Source organism: Paraburkholderia haematera, assembly GCF_905220975.1.
GTDB lineage: Bacteria > Pseudomonadota > Gammaproteobacteria > Burkholderiales > Burkholderiaceae > Paraburkholderia > Paraburkholderia haematera.
In genome coordinates this window covers 256,622-272,221 of sequence record NZ_CAJNBK010000003.1, presented here as the reverse complement: position 1 = coordinate 272,221, position 15,600 = coordinate 256,622, and the positions used below count along the sequence as shown (strand labels likewise).

At 61.0% G+C, this 15,600-nt stretch carries 15 protein-coding genes; 11 read left to right on the top strand and 4 right to left on the bottom strand.

What is annotated here, in order from left to right; all coding sequences use genetic code 11:
- The first annotated feature begins 97 nt into the window (after positions 1-97).
- From ahpC to KHO23_RS08500, 4 genes are all read left to right on the top strand, one after another.
- Positions 98-661 carry an alkyl hydroperoxide reductase subunit C gene (gene ahpC, locus KHO23_RS08515; protein ID WP_211610565.1) on the top strand — a complete coding sequence of 188 codons (564 nt, stop codon included), beginning with the start codon at positions 98-100 and terminating at the stop codon, positions 659-661.
- A 151-nt stretch (positions 662-812) separates the two neighbouring features.
- Positions 813-2,408 carry an alkyl hydroperoxide reductase subunit F gene (gene ahpF, locus KHO23_RS08510; RefSeq protein WP_211610564.1) on the top strand — a complete coding sequence of 532 codons (1,596 nt, stop codon included), beginning with the start codon at positions 813-815 and terminating at the stop codon, positions 2,406-2,408.
- 284 nt (positions 2,409-2,692) lie between these two features.
- Entirely contained in the window at positions 2,693-3,280 is a 588-nt protein-coding gene (locus KHO23_RS08505; protein WP_211610563.1) for a hypothetical protein, read from the top strand.
- A gap of 481 nt (positions 3,281-3,761) precedes the next feature.
- A complete protein-coding gene (locus KHO23_RS08500) occupies positions 3,762-4,916 on the top strand; it encodes an alkane 1-monooxygenase (RefSeq protein ID WP_211610562.1) in 1,155 nt (384 codons plus the stop codon).
- Positions 4,917-5,003: 87 nt separating this feature from the next.
- On the opposite strand, the gene KHO23_RS08495 is transcribed toward KHO23_RS08500, so the two are convergent.
- The gene (locus tag KHO23_RS08495) at positions 5,004-5,417 is read right to left on the bottom strand and encodes a DoxX family protein (RefSeq protein WP_211610561.1); all 414 of its coding nucleotides are present in this window, start codon (positions 5,415-5,417) and stop codon (positions 5,004-5,006) included.
- A gap of 86 nt (positions 5,418-5,503) precedes the next feature.
- Complete coding sequence (locus KHO23_RS08490; protein ID WP_211610560.1) at positions 5,504-6,229, bottom strand: pirin family protein; 726 nt, start codon at positions 6,227-6,229, stop codon at positions 5,504-5,506.
- Positions 6,230-6,364: 135 nt separating this feature from the next.
- On the opposite strand from KHO23_RS08490, the gene KHO23_RS08485 reads away from it, so the two are divergent.
- A complete protein-coding gene (locus KHO23_RS08485; protein ID WP_211610559.1) occupies positions 6,365-7,243 on the top strand; it encodes a LysR family transcriptional regulator in 879 nt (292 codons plus the stop codon).
- 462 nt (positions 7,244-7,705) lie between these two features.
- On the opposite strand, the gene KHO23_RS08480 is transcribed toward KHO23_RS08485, so the two are convergent.
- Positions 7,706-8,722: a 1-aminocyclopropane-1-carboxylate deaminase gene (locus KHO23_RS08480; protein ID WP_211610558.1), complete on the bottom strand. Its 1,017-nt coding sequence runs from the start codon at positions 8,720-8,722 to the stop codon at positions 7,706-7,708.
- A gap of 160 nt (positions 8,723-8,882) precedes the next feature.
- Between KHO23_RS08480 and KHO23_RS08475 the strand changes: the two genes are divergently transcribed.
- The 4 genes from KHO23_RS08475 (at position 8,883) to KHO23_RS08460 (ending at position 12,221) form a co-directional block, all read left to right on the top strand.
- Complete coding sequence (locus KHO23_RS08475) at positions 8,883-9,488, top strand: Lrp/AsnC family transcriptional regulator (RefSeq protein WP_236066749.1); 606 nt, start codon at positions 8,883-8,885, stop codon at positions 9,486-9,488.
- Positions 9,489-9,623: 135 nt separating this feature from the next.
- Positions 9,624-10,136: a peptide-methionine (R)-S-oxide reductase MsrB gene (gene msrB, locus KHO23_RS08470; protein ID WP_211610557.1), complete on the top strand. Its 513-nt coding sequence runs from the start codon at positions 9,624-9,626 to the stop codon at positions 10,134-10,136.
- Positions 10,137-10,155: 19 nt separating this feature from the next.
- Positions 10,156-10,899 carry a peptide-methionine (S)-S-oxide reductase MsrA gene (gene msrA / locus KHO23_RS08465; protein WP_211610556.1) on the top strand — a complete coding sequence of 248 codons (744 nt, stop codon included), beginning with the start codon at positions 10,156-10,158 and terminating at the stop codon, positions 10,897-10,899.
- Between the two features lie 416 nt (positions 10,900-11,315).
- Positions 11,316-12,221 carry a MipA/OmpV family protein gene (locus KHO23_RS08460; protein ID WP_211610555.1) on the top strand — a complete coding sequence of 302 codons (906 nt, stop codon included), beginning with the start codon at positions 11,316-11,318 and terminating at the stop codon, positions 12,219-12,221.
- A 112-nt stretch (positions 12,222-12,333) separates the two neighbouring features.
- Here the strand turns inward: KHO23_RS08460 and KHO23_RS08455 are convergent, their stop codons facing one another.
- Positions 12,334-13,560 (bottom strand): MFS transporter, encoded by a 1,227-nt coding sequence (locus KHO23_RS08455; RefSeq protein ID WP_211610554.1) that lies wholly within the window; start codon positions 13,558-13,560, stop codon positions 12,334-12,336.
- 107 nt (positions 13,561-13,667) lie between these two features.
- On the opposite strand from KHO23_RS08455, the gene KHO23_RS08450 reads away from it, so the two are divergent.
- Positions 13,668-14,558 carry a LysR family transcriptional regulator gene (locus tag KHO23_RS08450; RefSeq protein WP_211610553.1) on the top strand — a complete coding sequence of 297 codons (891 nt, stop codon included), beginning with the start codon at positions 13,668-13,670 and terminating at the stop codon, positions 14,556-14,558.
- Between the two features lie 143 nt (positions 14,559-14,701).
- Positions 14,702-15,520 (top strand): helix-turn-helix transcriptional regulator, encoded by an 819-nt coding sequence (locus KHO23_RS08445; RefSeq protein ID WP_211610552.1) that lies wholly within the window; start codon positions 14,702-14,704, stop codon positions 15,518-15,520.
- Positions 15,521-15,600: the final 80 nt, after the last annotated feature.

Here is a 15,600-nt window from a genome sequence, read left to right as displayed (position 1 = left end):
AAACTATCGAAATAATTGAAACACACCACTTTACCTATTAAGCGGTGTCTGACATACTGACTCCACTTTCCAACCACCCCGAAAGAGGACTCAGTAAATGCCGATCATCAACAGTCAAGTCAAACCGTTCAAGGCACAGGCTTTTCACAACGGCGATTTCCAGACCGTCACTGAAGAAAGCCTGAAGGGCAAGTGGTCGGTTTTCGTTTTCTACCCGGCCGACTTCACGTTTGTCTGCCCGACCGAACTGGGTGACCTGGCCGATCGTTACGCCGAATTCAAGAAGCTCGGCGTTGAGATCTACAGCGTGTCGACCGATACGCACTTCACGCACAAGGCATGGCACGACACGTCGGACACGATCCAGAAGATCAAGTACCCGATGATCGCTGACCCGACCCTGGCCATCTCGCGCAATTTCGACGTGCTGATCGAAGAAGAAGGCCTGGCACTGCGCGGCACGTTCGTGATCAACCCGGAAGGCGAGATCAAGCTGGCCGAAATTCACGACAACGGCATTGGCCGTGACGCCGGCGAACTGCTGCGCAAGGTGCAAGCAGCGCAATACATCGCGGCTCACCCGGGTGAAGTGTGCCCCGCCAAGTGGACGCCGGGCGCTGAAACGCTGACCCCGTCGCTCGACCTGATCGGCAAGATCTAAGGTCTCAAAGCCTCACGCAGTAAGCGCCTTACGGCGCATCGCCGTGCGGACCGCTTGATACAGCGGTTCGCACGCCCCCGGGCTGCGCGCCTCCTACCCGGATGCGTGCGGCGCCCGGGACCCAACACCCCTCGTCACGGAATCGAAAGCCATGCTGGACGCCAATCTCAAGACGCAGTTGAAATCCTACCTCGAAAAGGTTAGCAGGCCTATCGAGATCGTCGCCTCGCTCGACGACGGTGCGAAATCGCAAGAGCTGCTGGCATTGCTGAACGATATCGCGACATTGTCGGAGCGCGTCACCGTGATTGAACGTCGCGGCGACAGCGAGCGCAAGCCGTCGTTTTCAATCGGCGAGCCGGGCAAGGAAACGGGCATCCGTTTCGCCGGTATTCCGATGGGGCATGAATTCACGTCGCTCGTCCTCGCGCTTTTGCAGGTCGGCGGCCATCCCGTCAAACTCGACGACGCGGTGATCGAACAGATCCGCAGTCTCGACGGCGACTATCAATTCGAAACGTATTTTTCGCTGTCATGCCAGAACTGCCCGGAAGTCGTCCAGGCGCTGAACGTGATGGCGCTGATCAACCCGCGCATCCGCCACGTGGCGATCGACGGCGCGCTGTTCCAGAACGAAGTCGAAGCGCGCCAGATCATGGCGGTACCGACCATGTTCATGAACGGCGAAGTGTTCGGCCAGGGCCGCAGCGGCGTGAAGGAAATCCTCGCGAAGCTCGACACCAATGCCGGCGCTCGTGCGGCGAAGGAACTGGAAAAGAAGCCGGTGTTCGATACGCTGATCGTCGGCGGCGGCCCTGCGGGCGCGGCTGCGGCGATTTACTCGGCGCGCAAGGGGATTGCCACGGGTGTCGTGGCGGAACGCTTCGGCGGTCAGGTGCTCGATACGCTGGCGATCGAGAACTTCGTCTCCGTGACGGAAACGGAAGGGCCGAAGTTCGCGATGGCGCTCGAACAGCATGTGAAGAGCTACGAAGTCGACATCATGGACGTGCAGCGCGCTGAAGCGCTGATCCCGGGCCGCATCAACCAGGTGCGTCTGGCGAATGGTGCCGTGCTGAAGGCGAAGACCATCATTCTGGCGACTGGTGCCCGCTGGCGCGAAATCAACGTGCCGGGCGAGCGCGAGTACCGCAACCACGGCGTGGCGTACTGCCCGCACTGCGACGGCCCGCTGTTCAAGGGCAAGCGCGTGGCGGTGATCGGTGGCGGCAACTCGGGCGTCGAAGCGGCCATCGATCTCGCGGGCATCGTGCGTGAAGTGACGCTGTTCGAATTCGGCCCACAACTGCGAGCGGACGAAGTGCTGCAGCGCAAGCTGCGCAGCCTCGCCAACGTGACGATCGTCACGCAGGCGCAGACCACGGAAATCACCGGCGACGGCAAGAAGGTCAACGGTCTGGTCTACAAGGACCTGCGTACTGGCGAAACGAAAAACATCGAACTCGAAGGCGTGTTCGTGCAGATCGGCCTCGTGCCGAACACCGAATGGCTGAAGGGCACGGTCGAGTTGTCGAAGCACGGCGAGATCGTCGTCGATGCACGTGGCGCAACGTCGGTGCCGGGCGTGTTTGCCGCCGGCGACGTGACTACGGTCCCGTTCAAGCAGATCGTGATTGCAGTGGGCGAGGGCGCGAAGGCATCGCTCTCCGCGTTCGATCACCTGATCCGCAGCAGCGATACGGACGAAGTGGTGAGCGAAGTAGAAGAGGTTGAAGCGGCAGTGTGATGTGCTTGTTTGAGTGGCGGACGGCGGCCTTCGGGCCGCCGTTTTTGTTTTTGATGGAACCGGACCTGCTTTTGAGCGGGTTTTTTCGGGCCAAGCGATGGCTGAGACCACTGTGTCTGTCAGGGCAATCCGACTCGCGCCGGCAGCGAAATTGTTTTTCTCAGAGATTTTGAGTGTGCGCTGAGAAAAGGCAACATTCCTATGCCATTCGACAGCGTTATTTCGGAAAACGAACGACTTCGCCAGACGTAGAATGTTGACCGATCCAAAGTCGTCGATTGCCTATGCCGAAGTTTGAAGTACAAGTTTTTGAATCAACAGAATTTGCAACTCACTGCTTTCAACCCATCGTTCTCCACAAGACGATTTGGGATTTAAGTCATCTCGATTCGTTCGCCTTTAAATGCGATCTTGGTCTGAGCTGCACGGTGACTGTGCTCGTGATGTTTTCTTGTCATTGTTTTTCCCGCAGCTTTGCTCGGGACGGACGAGCGCGTTCAGAAATTCCGAACGCCGAGATCTACGATGACGGACGTGAACAGCGAGTTCTTGATCCGCGCCGCTATGAACTGTCGAAGCACCTGTTGCGGGATTTGGTCATGACGCTTGGTGAGCGTCCCATTGTCGTCGCCGGCGAACAGCAGCCGAACTTCATGACGCTGCAAAAGACGAACGCCGACGGCACCACGTCACTTTACGCCGTGTTTTTTGAAGTGGAGAAAGATAGGGCGAGAAGGCAGCGTCTGATTCTGCGAGTTCAATCCGCATATCTTCTCGACAAAGCGCTGACGAAACGTCAGCGGCAAGCGAAAAAGGTTGCGTTCAAAACTCTGCTGCGGGCAACCTATGAGGGGCGCAAGATCCGCCCTTAGCCGCGATGGCTAGCCACAAAAACCAACGGCTGCCTTTCGGCAGCCGTCGCATGCGGGACTCTCTATTCACCTTGCGGCGAAATTTCCACTCCAGGTGGAACCCGGTGACCCGGGCGGCGCTACGTTTTTCACACCCGCTCGTACGTAGTTTTGAGCGGTAATTATATGAAGTTGGTCAGTCGCGGTCAAGCAGCCGACGGTTCGGCACGTGGCAGCAGGCGGAACCCCAGGCCAGGCTACAACTCGCAGACAGCATGAATTGCAGCCCAAACACCCGTTTCATTCACCCGCTCGACGCCCATCCCCCATGCCGCCCCAACGGCCCCTCTGTTTGGAGCCTCCCACCTAGGCCAATTCCTTGGCTAAGCCGCCCGTCAAGCCATATAAATCTGGGAGCCGGACAAGATCCTGGCGGCATGCGCACTGGCGGGCAAGCGCACAGCTTGCCGGTATCAGGCGACATAAAACAAGGAGGGAGACAATGGCAACATCGCAAGCGGCCCCCGCGCGGTGGGTCGACGGCAAGCGCTATTTATGGCTGCTCGGCGCGCTCACGATCACCTTGCCGCTGCACGCCGCCAATCTGGCGTTGCAGACCGGCTGGCATATCTTCTGGTGGTTCGGGCCGATTTTCGTGTTCGGCATTATTCCGGTGCTCGACTATCTGATCGGTGACGATCCGAGCAATCCCCCCGAGGACGTCGTCCCCACGCTCGAACGGGAGCGCTACTACCGCCGCGTGGTCTACCTCGCCACCTTCATCGAATACGTGTCGTTCTTTGGCGCGCTGTGGATCGTCGGCACGCATGCCCTCGCGTGGTACGACTATCTCGGCTTTGCGCTTTCGCTGGGCGCGGCGACCGGTGTGTCGATCAATACCGCGCACGAGCTCGGTCACAAGACCGACGGCTTCGAACGATGGCTTGCCAAGATCACGCTCGCGCCGGTCGCCTACGGTCATTTCTTCGTCGAACACAATCGTGGTCACCATGTGCGCGTGGCGACGCCGCCCGATCCGGCGAGCGCGCGCTACGGCGAATCGTTCTGGCGTTTTCTGCCGCGCACGGTGTTCGGCAGCATTGCGTCCGCGTGGCGCCTCGAGAAACACCGGCTCGAACGCATCGGCAAATCGCCCTGGACATGGCGCAATGAAGTCCTGCACGCGTGGGCCATGACGGCGGTGCTGTGGGGTGCGATGATCGCGCTGTTCGGCAAGACGGTGATACCGTTTCTGCTGATTCAGGCGATGTACGGCGCCTCGCTGCTTGAGGTGGTCAATTATCTGGAGCACTACGGGCTCGGCCGCAAGCAACTTCCGAATGGCCGCTATGAGCGTTGCCAGCCGCAGCACTCGTGGAACAGCAATCGCATCGTGACGAATCTGTTTCTGTACCAGTTGCAGCGTCACGCCGATCATCATGCGAACCCGACGCGCTCTTATCAGGCGCTGCGTCATTTCGACGGCGCGCCGCAATTGCCCTCCGGTTACGCGACGATGATCATGCTCGCGTACGTGCCGCCGCTGTGGTTTCGCGTGATGAACCCGCGCGTGGTCGCGCATTATCAAGGCAATATGGCGCAGTCGAATATCCGGCCGGCCATTCGTGAGCGCGTGTTGGCGCAGTTTGCCGGCTAGCGTCGATCGTTTCATGCAAAGAGAAAGCCGCCTGGCCAATGCCGGGTGGCTTTTTTTACGAGCTTATCGAACACCCATAGCGCGGCCTTAGCGCCGGTCGATCGAATACTTGCCGGGGCCGGTCACGCACAACAAGAGCAGTCCACCCATGATGCTGACGTTCTTGTAGAAGTGGATCAGGTTGTCGTACTGCACCGCACCCGTCATGTTCCAGTAGTGGTGGCCGATGATCGCCGTGGCGAGCGTATAAAGCGCCAGCAGCAACGCTAGCGGCCGCGTGTAGAAGCCCACCAGCAGCGCAATGCCCACAACAAACTCCATCACGACGGCGATGACTGCCGACAACTCAGGAATCGGCGCGCCGCTCGACGCCATATAAGCGACGGTGCCGGAAAAGCCGGTCAGCTTCGACCAGCCGAACGTGATGAACAACACCATCAACAGGATGCGGGCGACGAGAACGGCTGCGTCTTTCTGGTTTTCAAATAGCGTATAGCGCATGATTTTTCTCAATAGGTAAGGAAGGGTGCGGCTCGCCGCAATCATCGCTGCGAGCCATGCTTAAGTAAGTCGCTTAAATCAGCCGCTTAAGCCCAAAGCTCCGACATTTCGATGTTACGCAGATCGAACACCAACACTTCCGCGTCGTGACCTTGCGTGAAGGTCAGGACTTTTTCGTCGCGGACCCGCGCACCGTCGCCTTCGCCCAACTCGACGCCGTTCACCGTGACGCTGCCGCGCGCCACTTGAATATAAGCATAACGATTACTGGCCAGTTCGAGCCGCGCAGTTTCGTCACCGTCGAAAAGACCGGCATAAACCCGCGCATCCTGTTGCAGCACCAGCGAGTCGTCCGCACCGTCCGGCGACAACACGAGGCGCAACACGCCGCGCTTCTGGTCCGCACCAAAGTGACGCTGCTGATAGCGCGGCGTGGTGCCTTTCTGCCCCGGTGCAATCCAGATTTGCATGAAGTGCACGGGTTCGCTCTTCGATTGGTTGTATTCGCTATGCGCGACACCGGTTCCGGCGCTCATCAACTGGATGTCGCCAGGCACGATCACCGAGCCGGTGCCCATCGTGTCCTTATGTTCCAGCGCGCCTTCCAGCACGTACGAAAAGATCTCCATGTCGCGGTGCGGGTGCTTGCCGAAACCTTGGGCCGGTGCGACGCGGTCGTCGTTGATCACGAGCAGGTCGGAAAAGCCGTTTTGCTTCGGATCGTGATAGCTCGCGAAAGAAAACGTATGGCGCGAACTGAGCCAGCCGTGCTCCGCGCGGCCGCGTTGATTGGCGTGTCTGATATCGAGCATCGTATTTCTCCTTGGTTCTGTTGTGCGATCCGGCCAGATGTTTGTCCGCGATCCATGAATGAGAGTGTAGGTCAATCAGGATGGCTATAATCGTGTGCAAAGCGGAAACACTGTCACAATGAGGTGGACAATACGATGCAACTCGATGATATGCGGATCTTTGTCGCCACGGTCGACGCTCATAACTTCACGGCTGCGGCCAAGCGGCTTGCGCTATCAAAGCAGTTCGTCAGCCGGCGTGTGATGGCGCTGGAAGAGGCGCTCGGCGTGCAGCTTCTGATCCGAAATACGCGCAAGCTGGCGGTGACCGAACTCGGTCAGGAGTTTTATGAGCGTGCGCGGCGCATTCTTGGCGAGGTGGAAGACGCCGAGCAGGCGATGTCGCTGCGCCGCGCCGGGCCGCGCGGGCTGTTGCGGGTCAGCGCGCCGATGTCGTTCGGGATGATGCATTTGTCGCCGTTGGTGGCGGGCTTCCTGCGCGAACATGGCGACGTGCGCTTCGATATGGAGTTGAGCGATCGAACCGTCGACGTGGTGGGTGAGGGGTTCGATATGGCAATCCGGATCGGCACGTTGCAGGATTCGACGCTGATCGCGCAGAAGCTCGTCGATGTCAGGATGGTGGCGTGTTGTAGTCCGGGGTATGTGCGGCGGCGGGGCGCGCCTGCGCATCCTGCCGATCTGGTGCGGCATTCATGCTTGCTGTATGGGCATGGTGGGGCTGTGAGTTGGGATTTTGTTGTTGACGGTGTTTTGAAAGGGTTTGAAGTGCGTGGGCCGCTGCGGGCTAATAATGGGGAGTTGGTGCGGGATGCCGCGGTTGCCGGGTTGGGGATTGTTCGGCTTCCTGATTTTATTGTTGCTGAGGCACTTGGTCGTGGGCAGTTGGTGACTGTATTGGAAGAGTTCTTGCCCTCGGCGGCTACTGTTTATGCCGTTTATCCGCAGCATCGGCAGAGTTCGGTCACTATTCGGGTTTTTGTTGAGTTTTTGAGGGCGAAGTTGAAGGTTTGATTTTTTTTTGCCTGCGCGGCGCTTTGTTTCTCTGTTTGCCTAGGGTGTTGGCCTTTCCTTGCTTTGTTAGTGGTTTATTAGCGTTGCCCCTGTGCGGGGCGGCACTCACTTCTCTTTGCCGGCCGCAAAGAGAAGTAAGCAAGAGAAAGCGGCTCACACCGCCAGCTCATAAGCGGGTCCCCCGCGCAGCCACGGTAGTGGTGCATCTGGAATCCGTGCCCTCGCACACTCGGCGTGAGTGACAAGGCAGTCATTCTTCCGGCGGCGCTGCGCGCGCCGAAGCGTAGTTCGAAAACCGCCCGCTGTGTTCGAGTCTTCGGGCCCGCCAGGTCCGCGCTATTTCGTTGAACGGCGACGGACTTTGTTGCGGTAGGCTTTCCGCTTTCCGCTTTGTGCCGTGCGGTGTGCATCGGCCGTTGCTCGCCGCCCGTCGATCGTCAATGGTCGCTCGCTTCCTGCCGCTTACCCCTCCCGGAAAATGAAGCTGTAGGCGTTCAGTGCCGGTACGCCGCCCAAGTGCGCATACAACACCCGCGAACCCTCCGGGAATTCGCCGTTTCTTACCTTGTCGATCATGCCGTGCATCGATTTGCCCTCGTACACCGGATCGGTCAGTACGCCCTCGAGTCGCGCGCACAGACGGATTGCTTCCAACGTTCCTTCGTTCGGTAAACCGTACTCAGGGCCGCCGTAGCGCTCGTCCAACACCACGTCGTCGGCGGTGATGTCGCGTTCGAGGCCCACTTTTTCCGCAGTCTGCCGCGCGATTCGCGTGATCTGCTCGCGGGTCTTCGCCGGTTTCGCCGAGGCATCAATGCCAATGACACGCTCGGCACGTCCGTCGGCGGCGAATCCCACCACCATGCCGGCCTGGGTGCTGCCCGTCACGGAACACACCACGATGTAGTCGAATTTGAAGCCGAGTTCAACTTCCTGCTGGCGTACCTCTTCAGCAAAGCCGACGAAACCAAGGCCGCCCAGCGGATGGTCTGAACAGCCCGCCGGGATCGCGTACGGCTTGCCGCCCGCGGCGCGCACGCTCTCCAGTGCGTCCTCCCAACTCCTGCGAAAACCAATGTCGAAGCCGTCAGCCACCAGCCGGACGTCGGCGCCCAGAATGCGCGACATCTGGATGTTGCCGACCCGGTCGTACACGGCGTCCGAATAGTTGACCCAGTTCTCCTGCACCAGCACACACTTCAACCCCAAGTGCGCAGCGACAGCCGCAACCTGGCGGGTCTGGTTCGACTGAATCCCGCCAATCGACACCAACGTGTCACATCCCTGCGCCAATGCCTCGGGAATCAGATACTCAAGCTTGCGCGTCTTGTTGCCACCAAACGCAAAGCCGCTGTTGCAGTCCTCGCGCTTCGCATACAAATGCACCTTGCCACCCAGGTGGTCGCTCAAACGCTTCAGCGGCTGGATCGGCGTAGGCCCGAAAGTCAACGGGTAGCGAGGGAATCGTTGCAGGTTCATGGCAGCTCCGAGGTGGTAGGCCCGACGCGAGCAGCAATCCGTCGCGTTAAATAAATAGTAGGGAAAAGCGCTGGAAATGAGCTTGCAAAAAAATTCCGTTCGGCATACTTTTAACAATACTCAATGGAAATTTACCTAATAAAATTCTGCACAAAAACAGATGAGCGCAAGAAAAGTTCGTAGTGCATCGGTCAAGGCGGGCATAATCGGTGCTGCAACTGCCGCAAACACGGTAAACGCCACCGCCACCGCCACAACCGCAACTGCAACCTCCACGACAGCCGCAACCGAGAAAACCGGCCCGCTTCACGCGCTCGATCGCATCGACCGGGCAATCCTGCGTCAACTGCAAACCGATGCGTCGATCTCGAACGTGGCGCTCGCGGCCAAAGTCAAACTGAGTGCGCCGGCGTGTCTGCGGCGCGTCGAGCGGCTAAAGGAGTCGGGGCTGATTCGTGGGGTCGTCGCGCTGATCGACCCGAAGGCGGCCGGGGCGGGCATGCTGGTCATCATCGGCGTGGTGCTGGACCGGTCCACGCCGGAGTCGTTTGCGGCGTTCGAGAAAGCGGCGCAAAAGGTGGCGGGATGCATGGAATGTCACGTCGTGACCGGCGAGTTCGACTATTTCATGACGATCCGCACCCGCGATAGCGACAGCTTCAATCGTCTCCATGCAGAGCAGTTGCTCTATCTGCCGGGCGTCCGGCAAATCCGCTCGTTCATGGTGCTCAAGGAAATTCTGTCGACCACGAAATTTCCTCTGTAACCGCCGCCGTGACGCAAAAAGACGCGCATGCTGTCATAAATCCCCTTGCTGGACGACTAAGTGTCGGGACCACTCGCGGGCGGCGTGTCCAGCGCCTGAACGGGTGAACGGTACGGACTTTCCGGGACGATCATCATGGCTTGCAGCAGACGGACTTTCTTCAGGTTAATCGGCGCGGCGTCGCTAGCCGGCGGCACCGCGGCATGGCGCACGGCAAGCACGGCGGAGTTGGGCGCGGCAGCGGCCTACGAGGTCGTGCACAGCGACGCCGAATGGCACAAGCGCCTGACCGAGGCGCAGTACCGCGTGCTGCGCGACGCGGGCACGGAGCGGCCATTCAGCAGCCCGCTCAACGACGAGCACCGGGTCGGCACCTTCGCGTGCGCCGGTTGCGCACTGCCCCTGTTTTCGTCAAAGACGAAGTTCGATAGCGGCACCGGCTGGCCAAGTTTCTGGCAGCCGCTGGATCACGCGGTCATCACGCGGACCGACAAGTCGTTCGGCATGACGCGCGACGAAGTCGTGTGCCGGCGCTGCGGCGGCCATCTGGGGCACGTATTCGACGACGGCCCCAAACCGACCGGCCTGCGCTATTGCATGAACGGCCTCGCCTTAACTTTCTCGCCCGCCTCGCACGGCACGAGCTGATCGAATCAGGACGCACATCATGAACATCGAGAAACGCATCATCGGCAAACCGGCCCGCTCGCGCAAAGCGGCCCTCGCGCTTTCGGTCGGGTTCGGCGCGCTGGCGCTGCTGCTGGCGCAACGCATGGCATTCTCATCGGAAGCCGGGGTTGTCATTGCGCCACCCGCAGTCGACGAGCCGGTCTCCGCCGCGACCGCGCATGAAGAAACCGCCGTGTTCGCGGGCGGCTGTTTCTGGGGCGTGCAGGGCGTGTTCCAGCACGTGCGGGGCGTCACCAGGGCGGTGTCGGGTTATTCGGGCGGCCAGCGCGACACGGCGCAGTACGAGACCGTCAGTGGCGGCGACACCGGCCATGCGGAATCCGTGCAGGTCACGTTCGACCCCACCAAGGTCACCTATGGGCAGTTGCTACAGGTCTACTTCTCGGTGATTCAGGATCCGACCGAGTTGAACCGCCAGGGGCCGGACAGCGGCACGCAATATCGTTCGGCGGTGTTTCCGTTGAATGACACGCAGCGGCATATTGCGCAAAGCTACATCGCGCAGCTCGACAAGGCACACGCTTTCCCGGCGGCCATCGTCACGAAGACGGAGCCGTTCAAGGGCTTCTATGCTGCCGAGTCCTACCACCAGAACTACCTGACGTTGCATCCGAACTCCGCGTATATCGCGATCAACGACATGCCGAAGGTCGCGAATCTGAAACGTCTCTTTCCGAATCTCTATCGCGATAAGCCTGTGCTGGTCGAAGCGGCACAGTAAAACGGCGGGCGCCGCGTCAGCGGCGATCTTCCTTGTCCGGCGCCGCACCGCGCGGCGCCGGATATTTTTTGTGGCTATATTCTGCCTGTCACCCTCGCCACGGCACGCTTGCCAGCGTCCGTCGGTCTGTCCTTCCGTTGTTCCGATCTGAGCCGGCTCTCCGGCGACCTGGCCCGCATTTTGCACGGGAGCGTGCGTCTGCGAATCTTTTGGGCCTCTCTATTCGACCCAATGCCCAGTTTGCGGGGCTGCATCAGGTTCGGACAGGACGTTTTGCCGGGCAATGCGTGTCGTCTGCTGAAAGAATTACATGCCGCGCGTTCCAATGCGGCGGTTTCCCGAATGTTTTGCAATCCATTGCGGACATCGGGTGAGAATCTAAACCCCGTCGCGGTACGCGAGAACGGAGGCTTCTGGTGTTGATCAGCCGTAGAAAGCGGATCGGCAAGATTCGCAATAAACAAACAAGCATCGTGTCAGCATCCTGGGTCGCCGTCACGCTAGGCGCTATCGGTGGGTTGGGCGTTGTGCCGGGCTCGGCTCTCGCTCAAACCCCTTCGCCGTTGGGCGAATGGCAGTACTCCGTGGGCATTCCGCTGCAGAAGATGTGGCAGCCGAATATTCCGGACTGGCAGGTGCGCGTCGGCGCGGCGACGTCGTTCCAGCCGCGTTATGAGGGCTCCGACCGGTATCACGTGATGGCGGGGCCGAGCGTCGACGTGCGCTACAAGGATCTGTTCTTTTTTTCGAGCGGAGAAGGCCTTGGGGTCAACTTTGCGCAAGGGCAGAACTGGCGCGCAAGTCTTGCGGCCGTCTACGATCTCGGGCGTCGCGGTCATGACGATCCGGAGGAGTTGAACGGCCTGGGCAACATCAATCAGGCGCCGGGCGTCAAACTCTCCGGAGAATATGTCGTCTCGAAGGATTTCCCGCTCGTGCTGCGCGCCGACGTGCGGCGTTATTTCGGCGGCTCGAACGGTTGGATCGGCGATCTCGGCGCCTATATGCCGCTGCCGGGCAGCACGCAAAAATTCTTCTGGTTCGCCGGGCCGAACGTGACCGTGGCGGACTCCAACTACATGAACAGCTGGTACGGCGTGAATCAGACTCAGGCGGCGCACTCGCAATACTCGGCGTATCACGCGAGCGCCGGTTTCAAGTCGGTGGGGTTCGGCGTTAGCATGGTGTGGCTGTTCGACAAACACTGGTTTGCTACTGCCGACGGCGCATTCGAGGAACTGGTCGGCAGCGCGGGCAATAGCCCGATTACGCACAGCAGGGCCACTGGCGTGGCCGATGTCTCCATCAACTATCGCTTCTAACGCAGCGCGCGGGTGTTTTAAATGCTGAGGCGGTCGATCTCCCCGTTGCGATAGCGCGTTCCGGTGCATGTCGACGTCATGAACATGCTCCCGCATTCGTTCGTGAGATCGATCATGCGCCGCGCGAACTGTCGCGCAGATGCAGCGCCGCTGCCGCGGCGAAAAAACCCAATGCAGCGGCGCATACGCCCGGCCAGCCCCAACGCGCGAGCGCCGGCCCGGCGACCGTGGCGCCTACCGCACTGCCCACGAAAAAGAGCCCTGTATAGAGTCCATTCACCCGGCCACGCGATTCGGGCGCAAGCAGATTGATCGCGCGCCGGCCTAGCGCCTGATCGGCAATCACGCCACCGTCGATAAAGAAGGCGGCCCCGGCTAGCATCGCGATCGAGGCGGCGCGCGACACGCCCGAGGTCAACGCAAGCGCCGCCATCAGGGCGGCCGCGATGGCGAGCGCATGAGCGACCATGGAGGCGGGCTTCGACCAGCCTCTGTCGCCGGCTCGTCCGGCCAACGGTGCGATGAACACGCTGCCGCCGCCGGCCAGCGCGAACAACGCGACGGCGGTGCTGTTCAGGCCGAGCGGCGCACGCGTCAGGACGATGGCAACGCTGCTCCAGAACGCATTGAAGCCGGCCATGAGCAGGCCCTGGTACAGCGCCCGCCTGCGCAGCACGGGCTCATGCGCCAGCAACCGCGCCATCGACGCTAATAACACGGCATACGATGGCGCGCCCGCAGGGCGTGCGTCCGGCAAACGCGGCACCACCGCGAGCGTGACCGCGGCGAGCAACAGGGCATCGGCCGCGTAAAACGCGCGCCAGCCGAATGCGCCGCCGATCACACTGGCAAGCGGCCGCGATAACAGAATGCCGAGCATCAAACCGCTCATCACGTTGCCGACGACTTTGCCGCGCGAAGCCGGCGGCGCGAGCGATGCCGCCGCGGGCACCAGCATCTGCACGACGCTCGATGTCACGCCGACGGCGAACGAAGCCGCCAGGAACACCGACGCCAGCGGCGCGATAGCCGCGAGTGCGAGACAGGCGATCTGCGCGAACAACGTCGCGGCAATCAAGGGCCGATTGGGTAAGCGGTCGATCAGCGGGACGAGTCCGACAAGGCCGACCGCATAGCCGAACAACGTCAATGCGGTGACGAGCGTGGTCCATGTGCCGAGGTGCAGCGAGGCATTGAGCGGGGCGATCAATGTTTGTGACGCATACAGGGGCAGCACGGCGACCGCGACCATCGCGGCGAAGCGCGCGGTCGGAACGCTGTGTGCCGGCGGCGTAGCCGCGCGGACCGCTGACTGGCACTGGATCGTTGGAGAGTCCATCGTTGGGCTAGCCGTTAAGTGAAGGTGAATCGATGCTACTCTCACGTTAGACAAATACAATTCGCACTGAATTGGATACATCCTCACGAAAAACGGGAGAATCGGCGATGGATGCCTTGCGCGATCTGGAAACCCTGGTGGCGATCGTCGAGGAGGGCAGCCTGACGAGCGCCGCGCGCCGGCTTGGCCGGTCGTTGCAGGCCGTCAGCCGGTCCCTGCAGGTGCTCGAGCGGGCGCACGGATCGACCTTGATCGTGCGGACCACGCGCACTTCGCATCCGAGTGTCGCCGGCATGCGTTTTTACGAACGCGTCAAAGGCGCGCTGAGCGAACTCGAACTGGCGCGCACCGAACTTGCCGAGGAAGCGCACCGGCTCACCGGCCGATTGCTGATCAATGCGCCCACGCTGTTTGGACCGCGATTCGTTGCGCCACTCGCCGCGGAGTTTTTGCAGCGTCATCCGCAACTGGAGTTGTCACTCGATCTGAACGACGCGTATCGCGATCCGGCGGAGACCGGTGCGGATGTGACGATCCGTATTGGCGAAACGCCCGATTCACGGCTGGTGGCGCGACGGATCGGCACGCTTCGGCGGGTGGTGTTCGCGGCGCCGGCCTATCTTGCCGAACACGGCAGACCGTCGCATCCGCGGGATCTGGCGAGACACGATTGTGTCGTTCGAACGGGCGTGCCCAATCCTGGGCGGTGGGTGTTTACGTCGCCCGACGGAAACGAGATTGCGGTGAACGTGGCCGGTCGCTTTGACAGCAATCAGGTGGCCGCGGTGAATGCAGGCGTGCTGGGCGGCATGGGGGTTGGGATCTCCGCCTTCTGGCAGATTCAGGAATGGGTCGAGTCAGGCAGGGCTGAAGTTTTGCTGACGGATTTCCAGCTCACGCCTTTGCCGTTGCATGCGATGTGGGCGAGGACGCGGCGTTTGCCGCAGAGGACGCGTCTGCTGGTCGATTTTCTGGCTGTCAAATTGGGAGCGCTGTAGTTTTCCCGTCCGCCGCAGGCTTCGCGTGAGTCCTGGCGGCGTTAAGCGGACGCCACCGCCAATGCAGGGCAGCACGCGGCACAAGGCACCATTGTGCTACGCTTGCCGGACTGAAACCCAAGCACTGCGACCTCGCTTTTATTATGCGTTCCTGGCGCGTATCCACACCGCCCCGCAGCGGGCACATCGACACTTCGCGTGTTACCGACCTCGTCATGTCGATCTCGCAGGCCGACCCGGACGCGCTCGCTGCAAGCATTCTGAAAACCGTCGGCGACACGCTGCCCGTTTCGCAGTGCACGATTTTCGCCTACGAATTCGACGCGAGGCCGCGCACGGTTTCCGCTGCCGACCATCGCGGCGGCCGTTTTCTGCGCGATGTCGCCGACCGCTACGCCACGCACTTCTTTGCGCTCGACGGCAACCGCGCCATCGTCGGCCGTCCGCGAGCGAAACAGCCGCACGAGGCACTCGTGCTGCACCAGCAGCAAAGCGAAGAAATCGAAAACGAAGCCTACCGCGCTGCCTGCTACGCGCAGCCCAATGTGTCCGACCGGTTATCGTTGCTCCTGCAACCCATGGAAAGCGTCTGGCTGTCGATCAATCTGTATCGTGACCGCGCCTATGGCATGTTTCAGCCGGGTGAACTGGAGCATGTGGAAAGCATGGCGCATCTGTTCGCGCATGCGGCGAAGAGCCACTACGCACTCAACGGACAGCATCAGCAAGGGACAGCCGCCGCCATGCTGGCACGCGTGAGACGCACCTGCCCGGCGCTGACGCCGCGCGAGATCGACGTGCTGCGCGGCACGCTCGAAGGCGCAAACGCCACCGAGATCGCCGGGCAAATGGGCATTAAGGCGACCAGCGTCACGACCTATCAGAAGCGCGCTTATGCGCGGCTGGGTATCGCGAGTCAGCGCCAGTTGTTCGCGCTGTGCATGCTGCCTGATCGGTCCTGATGCGGCGCAAGGACGTTACGGCCGTAGACGTACTGCGGTGCATTTGATGGGCAGTCAGAGAACGGCCAAACATCAGCCAA

Coding starts and splice junctions, on each gene's coding strand:
- ahpC (WP_211610565.1), top strand. CDS start 98: ATGCCGATCATCAACAGTCAAGTCAAACCGTTCAAGGCACAGGCTTTT.
- ahpF (WP_211610564.1), top strand. CDS start 813: ATGCTGGACGCCAATCTCAAGACGCAGTTGAAATCCTACCTCGAAAAG.
- KHO23_RS08495 (WP_211610561.1), bottom strand. CDS start 5,417: ATGCGCTATACGCTATTTGAAAACCAGAAAGACGCAGCCGTTCTCGTC.
- KHO23_RS08455 (WP_211610554.1), bottom strand. CDS start 13,560: ATGGACTCTCCAACGATCCAGTGCCAGTCAGCGGTCCGCGCGGCTACG.
- KHO23_RS08450 (WP_211610553.1), top strand. CDS start 13,668: ATGGATGCCTTGCGCGATCTGGAAACCCTGGTGGCGATCGTCGAGGAG.
- KHO23_RS08480 (WP_211610558.1), bottom strand. CDS start 8,722: ATGAACCTGCAACGATTCCCTCGCTACCCGTTGACTTTCGGGCCTACG.
- KHO23_RS08475 (WP_236066749.1), top strand. CDS start 8,883: ATGAGCGCAAGAAAAGTTCGTAGTGCATCGGTCAAGGCGGGCATAATC.
- KHO23_RS08445 (WP_211610552.1), top strand. CDS start 14,702: ATGCGTTCCTGGCGCGTATCCACACCGCCCCGCAGCGGGCACATCGAC.
- KHO23_RS08490 (WP_211610560.1), bottom strand. CDS start 6,229: ATGCTCGATATCAGACACGCCAATCAACGCGGCCGCGCGGAGCACGGC.
- KHO23_RS08505 (WP_211610563.1), top strand. CDS start 2,693: ATGCCGAAGTTTGAAGTACAAGTTTTTGAATCAACAGAATTTGCAACT.
- KHO23_RS08485 (WP_211610559.1), top strand. CDS start 6,365: ATGCAACTCGATGATATGCGGATCTTTGTCGCCACGGTCGACGCTCAT.
- msrA (WP_211610556.1), top strand. CDS start 10,156: ATGAACATCGAGAAACGCATCATCGGCAAACCGGCCCGCTCGCGCAAA.
- msrB (WP_211610557.1), top strand. CDS start 9,624: ATGGCTTGCAGCAGACGGACTTTCTTCAGGTTAATCGGCGCGGCGTCG.
- KHO23_RS08500 (WP_211610562.1), top strand. CDS start 3,762: ATGGCAACATCGCAAGCGGCCCCCGCGCGGTGGGTCGACGGCAAGCGC.